At 54.3% G+C, this 15,240-nt stretch carries 13 protein-coding genes; 9 read left to right on the plus strand and 4 right to left on the minus strand.

All coding sequences use genetic code 11. The features are described from left to right. Positions 1-166: 166 nt before the first annotated feature. Complete coding sequence (gene dprA / locus ACUUL3_RS13725; RefSeq protein WP_448552241.1) at positions 167-1,264, plus strand: DNA-processing protein DprA; 1,098 nt, start codon at positions 167-169, stop codon at positions 1,262-1,264. A gap of 84 nt (positions 1,265-1,348) precedes the next feature. After that, positions 1,349-3,634, plus strand: a complete 2,286-nt coding sequence (topA, locus tag ACUUL3_RS13730) for a type I DNA topoisomerase (protein ID WP_448552243.1) — start codon at positions 1,349-1,351, stop codon at positions 3,632-3,634. 1 nt (position 3,635) lies between these two features. On the opposite strand, the gene ACUUL3_RS13735 is transcribed toward topA, so the two are convergent. Beyond that, complete coding sequence (locus tag ACUUL3_RS13735; RefSeq protein WP_448552245.1) at positions 3,636-4,409, minus strand: YdcF family protein; 774 nt, start codon at positions 4,407-4,409, stop codon at positions 3,636-3,638. A 191-nt stretch (positions 4,410-4,600) separates the two neighbouring features. On the opposite strand from ACUUL3_RS13735, the gene ACUUL3_RS13740 reads away from it, so the two are divergent. Further along, on the plus strand, positions 4,601-4,954 hold the full coding sequence (locus ACUUL3_RS13740) for a flagellar basal body rod protein FlgC (protein WP_448552246.1): 354 nt from the start codon (positions 4,601-4,603) through the stop codon (positions 4,952-4,954). Positions 4,955-5,024: 70 nt separating this feature from the next. Here the strand turns inward: ACUUL3_RS13740 and ACUUL3_RS13745 are convergent, their stop codons facing one another. The 3 genes from ACUUL3_RS13745 to lepB all read right to left on the minus strand — a co-directional run bounded on the left by ACUUL3_RS13745 (position 5,025) and on the right by lepB (position 7,986). After that, positions 5,025-6,320 (minus strand): dihydroorotase, encoded by a 1,296-nt coding sequence (locus ACUUL3_RS13745; RefSeq protein ID WP_448552248.1) that lies wholly within the window; start codon positions 6,318-6,320, stop codon positions 5,025-5,027. A 1-nt stretch (position 6,321) separates the two neighbouring features. Further along, complete coding sequence (locus ACUUL3_RS13750; RefSeq protein ID WP_448552250.1) at positions 6,322-7,254, minus strand: aspartate carbamoyltransferase catalytic subunit; 933 nt, start codon at positions 7,252-7,254, stop codon at positions 6,322-6,324. 111 nt (positions 7,255-7,365) lie between these two features. After that, positions 7,366-7,986 carry a signal peptidase I gene (gene lepB / locus ACUUL3_RS13755; protein WP_448556494.1) on the minus strand — a complete coding sequence of 207 codons (621 nt, stop codon included), beginning with the start codon at positions 7,984-7,986 and terminating at the stop codon, positions 7,366-7,368. Positions 7,987-8,547: 561 nt separating this feature from the next. Here lepB and pilM point away from each other — a divergent pair. From pilM to ACUUL3_RS13785, 6 genes are all read left to right on the plus strand, one after another. Continuing rightward, positions 8,548-9,645: a type IV pilus biogenesis protein PilM gene (gene pilM, locus ACUUL3_RS13760; protein WP_448552252.1), complete on the plus strand. Its 1,098-nt coding sequence runs from the start codon at positions 8,548-8,550 to the stop codon at positions 9,643-9,645. Between the two features lie 4 nt (positions 9,646-9,649). Next, positions 9,650-10,201 (plus strand): PilN domain-containing protein, encoded by a 552-nt coding sequence (locus ACUUL3_RS13765; protein ID WP_448552254.1) that lies wholly within the window; start codon positions 9,650-9,652, stop codon positions 10,199-10,201. A 21-nt stretch (positions 10,202-10,222) separates the two neighbouring features. Next, positions 10,223-10,876: a type 4a pilus biogenesis protein PilO gene (locus ACUUL3_RS13770; RefSeq protein WP_448552256.1), complete on the plus strand. Its 654-nt coding sequence runs from the start codon at positions 10,223-10,225 to the stop codon at positions 10,874-10,876. A 265-nt stretch (positions 10,877-11,141) separates the two neighbouring features. After that, a complete protein-coding gene (locus ACUUL3_RS13775) occupies positions 11,142-11,429 on the plus strand; it encodes a hypothetical protein (RefSeq protein ID WP_448552258.1) in 288 nt (95 codons plus the stop codon). Then, positions 11,429-13,477, plus strand: a complete 2,049-nt coding sequence (locus tag ACUUL3_RS13780; protein WP_448552259.1) for an AMIN domain-containing protein — start codon at positions 11,429-11,431, stop codon at positions 13,475-13,477. The genes ACUUL3_RS13775 and ACUUL3_RS13780 overlap by 1 nt, the downstream gene beginning before the upstream one ends. A 196-nt stretch (positions 13,478-13,673) precedes the next feature. Continuing rightward, entirely contained in the window at positions 13,674-15,179 is a 1,506-nt protein-coding gene (locus tag ACUUL3_RS13785) for a type II secretion system protein GspD (protein ID WP_448552261.1), read from the plus strand. Positions 15,180-15,240: the final 61 nt, after the last annotated feature.

The raw sequence follows: 15,240 nt of genomic DNA on the forward strand, positions 1-15,240 counted from the left end.
CCTCTCCGAAAGGGAGGCCTTTTTTTATTCAGCGCCTACTGTGAATAAGGAGATCGGCCCCCGAACAGAGGAAAATAATTGACAGGCAGGCCATGAACCTATACCCTTGTGCCAAAATTCCTGCTTGCCAAACAGCCACATAGTTACCGTTTTTTTGCGCGCCCCTATGGACACACGACACTTATGGCTCACCCTTGCCCTTACCCCGGGCCTGGGTCCTGCCACCATCAAAAAGCTTCTCCACAGATTCGGCACGGTTTCCCAGGTTTTTTCGGCGGGATACGAGGCGCTTACTGCCTGTTCCTTTCTCCGCAAGGAGAGCGTCCCCTATCTGTCCGGCCAAAAAAACGCTCTGGCCGCGGGGGTGGCAAAAGAGCTTTTTCTGGCCGAAAAGACCGGCATCACCATTCTCGGCTGGGATGACCCCCTGTTTCCCCCCCTGCTCAAAGAGATTCCCGACCCGCCAGTGGTTCTCTATGTCAAGGGCAGCCCTCAGGCCCTGGGCAGCCGGGGGGTTGCCATTGTCGGAGCCCGAGCCGCCTCGTCTTATGGTCTGCAGGTTGCGGAAAAGCTCGCGTCCGATCTGGTTAAAAACGGACTTGCCATCACCAGCGGTCTTGCCCTGGGGATAGACGGCGCCGCCCATCGAGGCGCACTTGCCGCCGGCGGGATCACCATTGCGGTCATGGGTTGCGGCCTGGATGTCGTCTACCCTGTCCAGAACAAAAAACTGCACGACCAGATCGCGGAAACAGGAGCCGTGATCAGCGAATACCCATTTGCCACCATGCCGGAAAATTTCCGTTTCCCGGCCCGGAACAGGATCATCAGCGGACTCTCCCTGGGCGTGGTTGTCGTGGAGGCGGCCCGCCGCTCCGGAACCCTGATCACGGCCCACCAGGCCCTCGAACAGGGGCGGGAAGTTTTCACCGTTCCCGGTCGCATCGACTCGCCGAAAAGCGAAGGCTGCCACCGCCTGGCCCAGGAAGGAGCGAAGCTCATCCACTCCGCCGGCGATATTCTCGATGAATTGTCGATGCCGCTCCCTCAACTCCGGCCGCCAAGAAATACGAAGCCGGCGGAGAGCCTGACCCCGGAAGAGGCGACAATCTTTGCCGCCCTGGAAGTCTACCCGAAAACCATCGAGCAGATAATCAGCGCCGCGCGACTTCCGGCGCAGAGGGTGGACGCCATCCTGCTGACCCTTGAATTACGCGGGCTGGCAGCCTCTTTGCCGGGAAAACAGTACCAAAGGCTTGCGTAACCATCTTCGTCCAGTGTATAAGGGGCCTAACCAAATGGGCGCAGATGCGCCATTTTACAAATACAGCGAAGGCACCCCCGAAACATGGCAAAATCACTCATTATTGTTGAGTCTCCGGCCAAGGCGCGGACCCTGCAGAAATATCTCGGCAAAGCCTTTACCGTCAAGGCCTCGGTGGGCCATATCCGCGATCTGCCCGTAAAGACCCTGGGTGTTGACATTGAGGATGACTTTGCGCCCAAGTATGTCACCATCCGGGGCAAGGGCAAGATCATCAGCGACCTGAAAAACGCCGCGCAAAAGGCCGATGAGATATATCTGGCTCCGGACCCTGACCGCGAAGGGGAAGCCATCGCCCACCATATCGCGGAAATTTTAAAACCTGCCCAGAAGCCGATTCACCGCGTCCTTTTCCACGAACTGACCAAAAAGGCCATTCTTGCCGCCATCGAACAGGCAACCGAGGTGAACCAGAACCGCTTCGAAGCGCAGCAGGCACGGCGCATCCTGGACCGGCTGGTGGGTTACCAGATTTCCCCCCTCCTCTGGGACAAAGTCCGCCGGGGCTTAAGCGCCGGCCGCGTCCAGTCGGTGGCCGTCCGCATGGTCTGTGAGCGCGAGCAGGCCATCGAAGCCTTTGTGAGCGAGGAGTACTGGAGCATCCATGCCGCCCTTGCCGGCAAGGTGCCCCCTCCTTTTGCCGCGCAACTTGAAAAGGCCTACGGCAAAAAAATCGACAACAAAAAAAATAAGATCGCAACCGCGGCGGAAGCGCAGAAGATTGTCGAGGCTCTGGGAAATGCCTCTTTTCAGGTTGCGGACATTGAAAAGAAAAAGAAAAAAAGAAACCCGAGCCCCCCGTTCATCACCAGTACCATGCAGATGGACGCCAACCGCAAGCTGCGCTTTTCCGCCAAGAAAACCATGACCCTGGCCCAGCGGCTTTACGAGGGCATCGAACTTGGCGCTGAAGGCCCCACAGGTCTGATCACCTACATGCGAACCGACTCGACCCGGATCAATAACGAGGCATTGGCAGAGGTTCGGGATTATATCAAGAACGCCTTCGGGGCGGAATTTCTTCCCGATTCGCCCACCATCTTCAAAACCAGCAAGTCCGCCCAGGACGCGCATGAGGCCATCCGCCCCACCGACGTGAGCAAGACGCCCGAGTCCCTGGCGCCGTATCTGGAAAAAGACATGCTGGCCCTTTACAGCCTGGTCTGGAAACGTTTTGTCGCCTGCCAGATGGCGTCGGCAGAGTATGACCAGACCACCATCACCCTGGAAACCGCCGATTTCACCTTCAAAACCGTCGGCTCCATCATGCGCTTTCAGGGATTCATGACTCTCTACGAAGAATCGGTGGATGAAAGCAGCGCCCCGGAACCGGCCGCCGAAAATGCCACCCTGCCGGATCTGAAAAAGGGCGACACCGTTCAAGCCACCGCCATTGATCCCAAACAGCACTTCACCCAGCCGCCCCCGCGATATACGGAGGCCACCCTGGTAAAGGCCCTGGAGGAAAACGGCGTGGGCCGTCCCAGCACCTACGCATCCATCCTCTCCACCATCCAGGAAAAAGAATATGTGCTGCTTGAGCAGCGGAAATTCATGCCCACCGACCTCGGCAAACTGGTCAACGAACTGCTGGTCGCCCATTTCCCCGATGTCCTGGATATCGAATTCACCGCCTCCATGGAAGAAAAGCTGGATGAAGTCGAAGCCGGCAAAAGCCAATGGCTCGCGATTCTCAGGGATTTCTACGGCCCCTTCAGCAAGACCCTGGACAAGGCCAAGGAGGAAATGAAATCGGTCAAGAAAACCGCCATCCCCACGGATCTCTCCTGCCTCCTCTGCGAGGGAAAAATGGTGATAAAATGGGGGAGAAACGGCGAATTCCTTGCCTGCGAAAACTATCCCCAGTGCAAACATACTCAGGATTTCACCAAGAGCGAAAACGGCAAAATCGTGCCGGTTGCCAAGGAGCAACCCGAAGAGTCGAGCGAGGTTTGCGAAAAATGCGGTAAACCCATGGTCTTTAAGCATGGCCGCTTCGGAAAATTCCTTGCCTGCTCCGGTTACCCGAAATGCAAAAACATCCGGGCCACCGGAACCGGGGTCAAATGCCCGGAAGAGGGCTGCGATGGGGAGATCATCCAAAAGATCTCGAAGCGCGGCAAGGTATTTTACAGCTGCTCCCGCTACCCCAAGTGCACCTTTGCCCTCTGGGATCGACCGGTCAACGAGCAGTGCCCGGAATGCGGCTCTCCTTATCTTTTAGAGCGGGAAACGAAAAAAGAGGGCCCGCACCTGAAGTGCCCGAACAAAGCATGCGGGTACAGCAAAAAATTGCACGAAGAAGAGTAGGCTAGAGCTTGCCCAGGAACGCATAGGAGGCATACCCGACCAGCTCGTAAAGCATGAGATAGGTATCCTCCAGCCCGTCGGAGGAAGGCACAAAGCTCTCCCAGGTGATGGGACTCATGTCCCGGGAGACGGACAACAGAGCCGGCTCAAGGCCTTGCTTGCGAAAAAAGGCGGCGGCCCGCCGCATGTGGTTCGCGGAGGTGATGAGGATAATCTTCTTCAGGCCATGCTGGGCAACGTATTCCTTGACATTCTTTGCCTCGGCAAGGGTGTTGCTCGGCCGGCCGTGCACCACGATTTTCTCGTCCTCCACGCCCTGCTTGTGGAGGAAATCGACCAACAGTTTCGTTTCATGCACCCCGCGCACCGTTACATCGCTGAGAAGCAGGATCGGCGCCAATCCTTTTTTGACAACCGCCCCCCCCATGAGGATCCGGTCGGCGCTCTCGCCAAAGTGATGATAACAGGAAAGCTGATCGAGCATCATCCGGTCCGCGCTGTTGGCATGCCGCACGTACCACTTATAATCGACAATCCCGCCCAGAACCACCGCAGCCTCGTACTGTTTCCCGTAATCAACGGTATCCGGAACCCACCAGCGGTCCATGACCATTTTGGAGGTGACCGGCACACTGACGATGTAGAGATAAACAAGGAGGACAAGCATCCCGAAGCGGGTGCGCTGACGTTTCAGAAAAAAAACCAGCAGGAGAAAAAAAGCAGGGAATAATGGGTTCAGGAGAAATTGTGCTGCAGCTTGTGGGGTAGAGGGCATATTCACACCTTATAAAAAAACACCTGGCCAAAAACAGCTCTACCATACACCATGCGCCGGCCATCTGTATACCGGCAAAATTGTTCTCCATGGCCCAGGAAAAAAAATTTAAGTTGCCCGCCGAGAATGCCGATAGGTACAATAAGGCGAATATTGCGCCTCCCAAACATCCGGCGCAACGGAGGACCACCATGATATCCGGCATACACTCAGCGCTTTCCGGCCTTCTTGCCATCCAGAAAAAAGTCGACTCAAGCGCCAACAACGTGGCCAACGTGAACACGGACGGCTACAAAAAAACCCGCGTCACGCTGCACGAACAGGACCCGCAGGGCGTCAAGGCAGAAGTGCAGCAGATAACCACCCCTGGCCCCATGGTATACGAGCAAACTCCGGAAGGAGAAACCCTGGTTGAAAAATCAAATGTTGAATTGAGCGAGGAACTGCCCAGCATGATGCTCAGTCGACGCCTTTTCCAGGCAAATTTGAAAACCGTGCAAATCGAAGATGAGATGCTTGGCAGTTTGCTTGATATAAAAAGCTGAACTCTCTGATCCGCCCAGCACCCAAAGCCCCTTGCCAACGGGCTTGACTTTCGCGGCTCCCTCCCCGCCTTCACTTCTCCAGATCAGCGTAGGCAACTCTGCCGCCAAGAATGGTCAAAACCGCCTTTCCCTGCAGCTCCCAGCCGAGAAAGGGGGAATTGCAGCTCTTGGAACACACCGTGTCCGCGCTATAAACAAACTTTTTCGCCGGATCGATAACCGTTACATCCGCAACACCGCCGACGGAAAGCGTTCCCCCGGCCACGCCCAAAATTCTGGCGGGATTTGCAGACAGCAGCGCAACCATCCTCCCCGCATCCAGGATCTTGTCCCGGACCAATTGCAAGGTGAGCGGCACCGCCGTTTCCAGGCCGATAATCCCATTGGCCGCCAGATCAAACTCCACGTCCTTATCCAGCGCGCTGTGCGGAGCATGATCCGTGGCAATGGCGTCCAGGGTGCCATCGCGCAGCCCCTCCCGAATGGCGTCAACATCGGTCGGCGTGCGCAGGGGGGGATTCATTTTTGCCCTGGTGTTGTAATTGTCCACCGCCGCCTCGGTCAGGGTGAAATAGTGCGGCGCGGTTTCCGCGGTTACGGCCACCCCCTGCCCCTTGGCCCTTCTGATCAGATCCACGGATTCCCTGGTGCTGACGTGCGCGATATGGATCGAGCGCCTGGTATACGCGGCCAGGGCCAGATCACGATAGACCATGATCTCCTCGGCAACGTGGGGGATGCCCCGCAAACCGAGGCGGGTGGCCAGCGGCCCGTCATTCATGGCGCCGTTTGCGCTGAGCGACATCTCTTCGGCATGGGAAATCACCAGCAGATCATGGTTGCCGGCGTACTCAAGAGCCCGACGCATAAGCTGACTGTTAGCCACCGGCAACCCATCATCGGTGACCGCAACCACCCCGGCCTGTTTCATTTCTCCATACTCGGCAAGGGCTTCGCCCTTGCTGCCGCTGCTGATGGCTCCCACCGGGTAAACACGGGCAAACCCCTTTGCCGCGGCCTTTGTCAGGATGAGAGAGGTAACAGCCTCATTATCGTTGACCGGCTTGGTATTCGGCATGCAGGCCACGGCGGTAAAGCCGCCGGCCGCGGCTGCCCGGGTGCCGGTTTCAATGGTTTCCTTGTGCTCCTGTCCGGGTTCCCGCAGATGCACATGCATGTCGATCAAACCGGGAACCACCCATTTGCCGGCCAAGTCATAGATAACGGCATCCGCCGGCCCGCTCAGGGTATCGGGAGCGGCGATCTCCTGGATTTTGCCATCCACCAGCAAAACATCACGGATCGCATCAAGGCCGTTGACAGGATCAATCACCCTCCCGTTTTTCAATACAAGCGGGGCAGACATGTTAATCGCCTCCCATTATCAGATAAATCAAGGCCATCCGCACAGCCACCCCGTTGGTAACCTGATCGAGAATGACGGAGCGACTGCCATCCGCAACCTTCGGATCCAATTCCACCCCACGATTGATGGGGCCGGGATGCATGATGATGGCATCGGGTTTGGCCGCACCAAGAACCTTTTGGGAGATCCCGAAAAAATTCGCGTATTCCCGCAAGGACGGGAAAAGGGGATCCTGCTGGCGTTCCTTTTGGATCCTGAGCGCCATTACGACATCAGCTCCGTCCACGGCCCCACAGACCGTCTTGCACACCGTGGCTCCCATCTCCTCCACTCCTGGGGGAATAAGGGTTGCCGGACCGCCGACCGCGACGGTGGCCCCCATCTTTGAAAAACCGATGATATTGGAGTGCGCCACCCGACTATGGGCAATATCCCCGATTATGGCGATTTTGATGCCGTTGATGGTGCCTTTCGCCTCTTTGACCGTCATCAGATCGAGCAACCCCTGGCTCGGATGCTCATGGGTGCCGTCACCGGCATTGATGACAGAAGCATCGATATGATCTGCCAGCAGACGCGGCGAACCGGAACGGGAATGACGGATGACAATGCAGTCCGGGTTCATGGCATCCAGATTTCGCGCCGTGTCGATGAGGGTTTCGCCCTTCACGGTGCTGCTGCCGGAACTGGAGATATTGAAGGTGTCCGCGCTCATCCGCTTTGCCGCCACCTCAAAGGAAAGACGCGTTCGTGTGCTTGGCTCGAAAAAAAGATTGATGACGGTCTTGCCACGCAGCGTCGGCACTTTTTTAATGGCGCGCGCGGAAATCTCCTTGAACGACTCCGCGGTCTGCAGGATGAGGCCTATATCCTCGGCGGACAGATCTGCCAGACCAAGGATATGTTTGTGAGTGAATTGATGCTCGGAGTGCATAAGGGTCGTCCGTAAAGTAGCAGCACCTTGGCCGGAGTTTGACGTTACACGGGGGCCTTATGGCCGTTTCTGTCAGAATAAAAAAAGGGGGGGAAAAAGGTCCAGCACTTTTTAATGAATCAATTTCCCGAGCCGGCTCCAGCGCACCGCCAAATTATCACGATCCCACGACCAGTAAAGAATAAAGGCCTTGCCCTTGATGGCATTGAGATCAACAAATCCCCAGAAACGGCTGTCGTGGCTGTTGTCCCTATTATCCCCCATCACGAAGACAGAACCAGGCGGCACAAGCACCGGAGGCATGTTATCCCTGACCGAGGGCAGGATATCAGGCTCCAGGGTCACGGCATGGGGCTCCACGAATGGGGCCCCGTTCACGTAAAGCTGCTTCTTGACGATCTCAATCCTATCACCGGCAACACCGACAACTCTTTTGATAAAATCCTGAGACGGGTTAAGGGGATATTTAAAAACGATCACATCGTGCGGCTTCGGACTCCCCGCCGCAAACCACAGATCCCCGTTCAGCGGGTTTCTCACTCCGTAACAGAATTTATTCACCAGGATATGATCGCCCACCAGCAGGGTCGGGATCATGGAACCCGAGGGGATTTTAAATGCCTGGACAACAAAGGTTCTGATAAAAAGAGCGAGCAGTAAGGCGATAAAAATTGCTTCGGCATATTCACGATAAACAGACTTTTGTTTTTGCTCACCAGATTTTTCCGTCAACACTTGTGCTCCTCGCTGAACTTGCAGAACCGCAGGAAATATACGGAGAAAGAGACCTCATCCATCGACAAACGGGATGGTGGCCACAAAATACGCGAATAACAAAATAAATACAAGAGGTGGAATGTGACCGGACTGAACTATGGTAGTTCCAGAGCTTCGGACACGGGTCGCCTCTTTTCAAAAAACCGCCAGCTGCCTAATGCAGAACCACGGGGAAATATAAAGTGTATTCTTTTCATAATATTACAGACAACATATGGTGGCAACGACTTGTCCATACTACAACATTTTGGTATTTATAAATTTTCTTGCAGCAAAATACCTGTTTCCACCTGAGCCAATCTCTTAATTTTTTTGCAAAAGATCGCGGACTAACGGGCATTTTTTCTTGACACCATGTTTTTTTTGTGTCTCTAATGCTATAAAATAGTTAGAAAATTATCATTGCATTGCGCATTCAGAAATTTTTCGCGCATCATACACGTGGCTGTTTCGCTCATAATAGCGATTGTTTATTTCATTACATGATAATCGCCTAATCAGAACCACAGGACAGGTATGGGTAAGTCCAAAAAGAAAAATTTCTCATTGCCGTCTTTAAATTTGCCTTTTCTCAACAAACAAAAATTATCTCTCGGCTTGGATATTGGCTCACACGCCGTAAAAATTTGCGAATTGGCCGAAGCAGGAGGCAACTACAAGCTCCTTGCCCTTGGCAGTGCCAGAATCCCCGCCGAATCCCTTGAGGACGGCGCCCTGCAGGATCCGGAAGCCGTTGGCAAGGTCATCAGTTCCCTCGTCACCAACCTGAAAATCAAGAACAAAAAGGTTGCCATATCCATTTCCGGATATTCCGTCATTGTAAAGAAAATCAACCTGGCGGTAATGACGGAAGAAGAACTGGAAAAGCACATCCATTCCGAAGCGGAACAATATATCCCCTTTGATATTGACGACGTATACCTGGATTTTCAGGATTTAAAGACCAACACCGAAGGCGACGACCGGACGGATGTTATGCTGGTGGCGGCCAAAAAGGAAGTTGTGGATGGCTACCTCAACATGCTGCGGAATGCCGGCCTGCAACCGGTGGTTGTCGATGTGGATGCCTTCGCCCTGGAAAACGCCTTTGAGGCAAATTTCGGCCTTGAAGAGAATGTCGCCCTTGTCGACATTGGCGCTTCCAAAATGAACATCAACATCATTTCCCAGGGGACCTCGATCCTGGCCAGGGACGTCGTCCTTGGCAGCAGACAGCTGACCGAACAAATACAAAACCACTTCGGCCTGAGCTTTGAAGAAGCAGAAGCGTTGAAAATCGGCGAAAGCATTGACCCGGAAAAGCAGGAAGAAATCGAGGGGTTGTTCGTCAACACCTGTACGCAATGGGTAACCGAAGTCAAACGCGCCATTGATTTTTTTTACTCGAACCATCCTGATGAAAAAATTTCCAAAATCGTTCTCAGTGGCGGCGGCGCAAGGATCAAGGGTCTGAACGATTTCTTTGCCAAAGAGACGGATATTCCCGTGGAAATCTTCAATCCTTTCAAGAAAGCACATTTTGACGCAAAAACCATTGATCCAGCCTATCTGGAACGCATTGCCCCGGAAATGACCCTTGCCGCCGGGCTGGCAACACGACCGGTGGAGGTATAACGCCATGATCCGTATCAACCTCCTTCCCGTCAGGCAGCTGAAAAAACGCCAGCGCGTCAAAGCGGAACTTGGCGTTTTCACCTCTTCCCTGCTGGCCATCCTGGCTCTTTTGGCCGTATTCGGCTTTTCCTTGGCCGGCACGATTACCACAATGAAGGACGAGATAGCCTCCCTCGAAAACAAGAAAAAATCATACGAACCGAAACTGAAGGAGATTGCCAAGCTGCAAAAGGATAAGCAGCTTCTTCAGGCAAAACTTGACGCCATAAAAGAATTGCAGTCCAACGCCCAGATCACGGTGCGTGTGCTCGATGAAGTGGCATCCAGAACGCCAACAAACCGGATGTGGCTCACCTCGCTGCAGCAGTCTGCCGGCAAGTTGCAGCTGCAAGGCGTCGCCCTTGACAACGAAACCATTGCCCAATACATGCAACAGCTTGAGGCCTCGCAATATTTTAAAAACACCGACCTCACGAGTTCATCGCAAACAGTTGTTGCCGGGCAGAAACTAAAGTCTTTCTCACTCACAGTGAATGTCATCGTACCGAATACTTAAACACGCACGGTTGGAGAAAAGATGGCGCTTGACATAAAAAAACTCAAAGCTGGCTTTGAAAATTTCCTGGACAGCAAGGTCAGCCGGCTTGAGGGCAAACAAAAGTTGCTTATCTGTGCCGCGGCATGGCTCATCCCATGCGTGGCCTTCTTCTTTCTTGTTTATTCGCCCAAGAACGATGAGATCAAGCAGCTGGAGAAGAAGAAGGCCGGCATTGAGCAGGAAATAGCAAAGGTTGAAGCGGTGGCCAAGCAGCTGGCCAAACACAGAGCGGAAATGCAGGAGGTCGAACTGCAGTTCAAGGCCGCCTCCCTTCTCCTGCCGGAACAGAAAGAAATCCCCTCCCTTCTGACAAATATTTCCGGACTGGGGACTGCATCCGGCCTTGATTTTCTTTCCTTCAAGCCCGCCGGGGAAAGCCCAAAACAATTTTACGCCGAGATTCCGGTCAACATTGCGGTAAACGGGTCATACCACAGCGTGGGCGTTTTTCTGGACAAGATAAGCAAACTTCCCCGCATCGTCACCGTCAACGATGTCAAGATGGGCTCCCCGAAGCAGACCGGCACTGAAATGGTATTAAATACCACATTCAAGCTTGTGACATATCGCTTTATCGAGCCTGTCGCCGAGGATCCGAAAGCAGCCGCAAAAGGCAAAGCCAAAAAGCGGTGACCATCTGCCGTTTATTCGATGAGAACATTCGACTATGAAAAGACCGGCTAATAAAAGTTCATCTTTCTCCATCGGCTTGGCGGCGTATGTGTTGCTCTTCGCCGCGCCGCTGCAGGCACAGCCCGCTCCTCCCGCCCCTGCCGCGGCAGACACCCCTCCCGCGGTCCAGGGAAGTGCAACGGCTAATGCCGCGAACGCCGAGCCATTCGTCTATCTGCGGGAGGGCCGGCCCGACCCCTTTTTCCCCTTCCTCACCCAGGAGATTATGAAGGCCGAGGCAAAGGCCATGGAAGAGCTTACCGGCATGCAAAAATTTGAACCCGGGCAACTCACCCTGGTCGCCATAGTCTTCGCAGGCCGCGAACCTCTGGCAATGGTGCAGGATTCGGCAGGCATCGGGTACGTTCTCCGCAGAGGAACAAAAATCGGGAGAACTGGCGAAGTTGTTGATATTGTGAGCAATAAAGTCCTCATTGAGCAGGTCAAAAGTCTGGACAATGAACAGAAAAAACTCGTGGTTGAAATGACATTAAAAACAGAGGGAGAAAAATAATGTCGCTCCTGAAATGCCTGAAATATATATCTGCCGGGCTGATAACGATTTTTTGCGCCTTGGCTGGGGCTGCCGTCCACGCCCAGGCTCCCGCCCCCGAGGCGGGCACGAACCCGAACTACATCATCTCCACCATCAGCATCGAACAAACCGCTGATGAGTTCCAGCTCATCATCGAAGGCTCCGCGCCCCCGACCTATACGATGTATGAACTTTTTGATCCTCTCCGGGTTGTGCTGGATGTTGCCGATGCATCAATAAGCCACGCCGCCGCGCTTCCGTCCAGCTTTCCGCAGGGACCCGTGCAAAACATCAAGACCATGGCCCTGGCGGATCAGGTACCCGCCATTGCCCGCCTCGAAATCTACCTGGGCGACGACAGGGCCTATACCGTTGAACGGCAGGACAACAACATCGTGGTGAGCTTTGCGAAATCCATGACCGCGCCACGGCAGGTCACGCAGAGCGAACTTTCGGACGCGCAGCCGGAAGTCCCAAAGGAAGCCCCGCTGAAAGCGGAAACGACCGCGCCTGAGACGACAAGTCCGGCCGCGACCGTCCTGCACGACCTTATTGTCGACACCGAAAATCCTTCTGAAACCCGTGTTTATCTGAAAACCGACGGCTTGATCAATGATTTCCAGAAAGCCCATCTCAACAAGGGCAGTGGCCGGCCGGACAGAATGTATATCGATATCCCGGGGATTTCGTTGCCGGGCAAAATGCTGCAGATCAATGTCGGAACCTCGCTTGCAAAGGTTCGGGCCGCCCAGAGAAAGAATGCCGTCCGCGTAGTTTTTGATTCCGGTCTCTCTGAGTTATTTACCTATGAGATAGAAAACACCGCCGAAGGGTTGCTGGTAAAAATACAGGAGACATCGGCGGCCACCCCGATCATTGCCGGGCTGGTCAAAGAAAAGGAAACCCTGGTCGCCGACAATGGCCCGCAGGCGCAAAGTCCGACCCAGGCTGCCGCAGCGCCGAATACCGCAGAACTGATCACCCCAAAAATTTCCAGCGCCCAGGCACGGAAAAAACCGGCGACGCCGAAACCCACTGCGCCCGCAGCGGAAGCAAGCACCAAAAAATCCGCGGCCAAGTCCTCTGTGGATACCTTTGGTTTTGCCGGCTATGAAAAACAGAAAATTACCGTGGATTTCTTCAAAATCGATCTCCACAATGTTTTCCGCCTGTTCGGCGAAATCAGCGGCCAGAACATTGTGGTCGACGAAGCGGTAAAGGGGTCGCTTACCCTGGCACTCAATGAAGTTCCCTGGGATTTCGCCCTTGATATCATTTTGAATCTGAAGGACCTCCAGAAGGAAGAACGTTTCAACACCATCGTTATCTCCCCCAAATCCAAACAGTTCGAGTGGCCGAAAACCGCAACGGATGCCATCGCCGTGAAGGCTGACGGCTCCATGGAAAAAGTGGAGAGCATCAGCGTAAAACAGCGCCTCGAAACGCCCAAGGAAGTTGTTGAAGCGAAAAAGCTCCTCAGGCAGGCCGCTGTTGCTGAAAAAAACGGCCAGCATGAAAAGGCTTTGTCGCTTTACGAGGCGGCTTTCACCAACTGGCCGGAAAACGCCCAGCTTGCAAACCGGATCGCCTCTCTCTGTCTTGTTCAGTTGGGAATGAACGCCAAGGCTGCGTATTACGCCAAAGCGACCCTGAATCTTGAACCGGACAATGCCGGCGCTGCCCTCCAGGCGGCAATCGCCTTGGCCAACATGAAAAAGGTGGATTCAGCCAAAGAGTACTTTGACCTTGCCATCAGCGGGCCTGCCCCCTCCAGTGAAGCCTTGATCAGCTACGCTTCCTTTGCCGAGGAGTATCAGAGCTACAACGGCGCCCTGGCCCTGCTGGCGAAACACGAGGAAATCTATGGGGATACCCTGGACAGTCTGGTGACCAAAGCCAGAATTTTCGACAAAGCAGGAAACACCGCCAAGGCCATTGAGGCATATAACGCTGTTCTCCTCTCCGGTTATGAGGTGCCGGAAGATCTGAAACGCTATATTCAGGGAAGGATTGCCGCGGCGAATTAAAAGGCCAAGGCACTGTCGCTTTTTAAGCGAAATTTTTTCACCTTAAAAAAAGAAGACTTTCACCATGGAAAACAAAAAACAAAGTGTCCTTCATCTGCTTGCCTGTGCAGTGATGCTCCTCATCTTTTCCGCTTGCGCGCCTGTTACCGCGCAAGACAAGGGAGCACCAGCGGCCGTTGTCCAAGAAACAGCAAATGTGGCGCCTGTTGTTGCGGTTCAGGAGGAAAAAATTCTTGAGGAAGGGCAGCTTCCGGTCCGTTTCCAGCGGCCCGCCTATCTTCTTAACGAGACCTCTTCACAGGGGCTTGGTCTGGAAACCGATGAAGACATTGTCATCCCGGTTGGCGCTGACATCTCCTCCACGACCGGGCCGGTTTCGCTTCGGGATATCCTGAAAAGGCTCGCTGCTCTCAAGAATATGAATATCAGCTGGGCAAGCGATGTTGACCAGTTTGCCCTCGTTGACGTTGATATCCGCGCCGAGGATGACTTCTTCAGGTCCATCGACAATATCCTGCGGCAGATGGATTATTTTCACGAAGTACAGGGCAACACCATTGTGGTGAAATACCGGGAAACCCGAAAATTTCATGTAGCCATGCCCTTCATGAAATCGACGTACAACACCGGGGTCGGCGGCGATGTCCTTGGCGCCGGCGGTATCGGTGGCGAAGGGGCGGGAAACCTGCAGGGCAATATCCAGCTGACCAGTACGGAAAATGAGTTTGATATCTGGGACAACATCAGAGTCAACCTTGACCAGATCCTGGGGATCTGGGAAGAGACCGTTACCACGCCCGGCGCTGCGGCCGCGGCAGGCACTCCGCCGGCGCAGACAACCACGACCAAACGCAACGTGCAGGCCGGCAAAGGTTATTACACCATTGATAAGCCCATCGGCCTGATTACGGTCACCGCCCCCAGGCCCCTGGTCGAAAAGATCGCCGTCTATTTCGACAACCTGAAAAAAGAACTCTACCGACAGGTAGCAATCGAAGCAAAAATCGTCGAGGTCCTCATCGACAACAGCGAGAAAAAAGGCATCAACTGGGAATCCCTGCTTGACACCTCGCTGAATATCGAGATGTTCGGGCCAAGCGGCATTGTCTATACGCCGGGCACCTCGGAACGCGTCGTCAGCGGGGTGACCGCCCCGGGCAGCCCGTTCAATGTCCTGATCAGCGCCCTGGAAAAGGAAGGTCCGACCAACATTCTTGCCAATCCGAAAATCAGCGTCATGAACGGCCAGCCGGCGTTGATCAGCATCGGCGAAAACGTCCGTTTCATCGAAAAGGTTGAAACCACGGTGAGCGAGGGCACGGTTTCCACCAGCGTCACCACGAACAGCGTCATGTCCGGCCTTGGCATGTCCGTGGTCGCCACCATCATGGAAAATGACGAGATTATCCTGAGCATGACCCCTGTAACCTCGAATCTCACCACCATGGGCGAAAGAAGCTTCTCCGGTCTCACCGTGCAGCTGCCCACGGTCAATGTGCGGGAAATGAACACCCTGGTCCGGGTAAAAAGCGGCGACATGCTGATGATCGGCGGCCTCATCGACAATCTCGAAACCAACGACATCACCAAGGTGCCTATTCTCGGCGACATTCCGGGCCTGAAACGGCTCTTCTCCTATGAAAGCAAAACAACGAAGAAGAAGGAACTCGTCATCCTTCTCCAGCCGAAGATTTTGGAATAATTTTCTCCCGCCTTCGGAATAAAAAAAGCCCGGCATCAGCCGGGCTTTTTTTATTCCGATA

This window comes from Thiovibrio sp. JS02, from assembly GCF_053485635.1.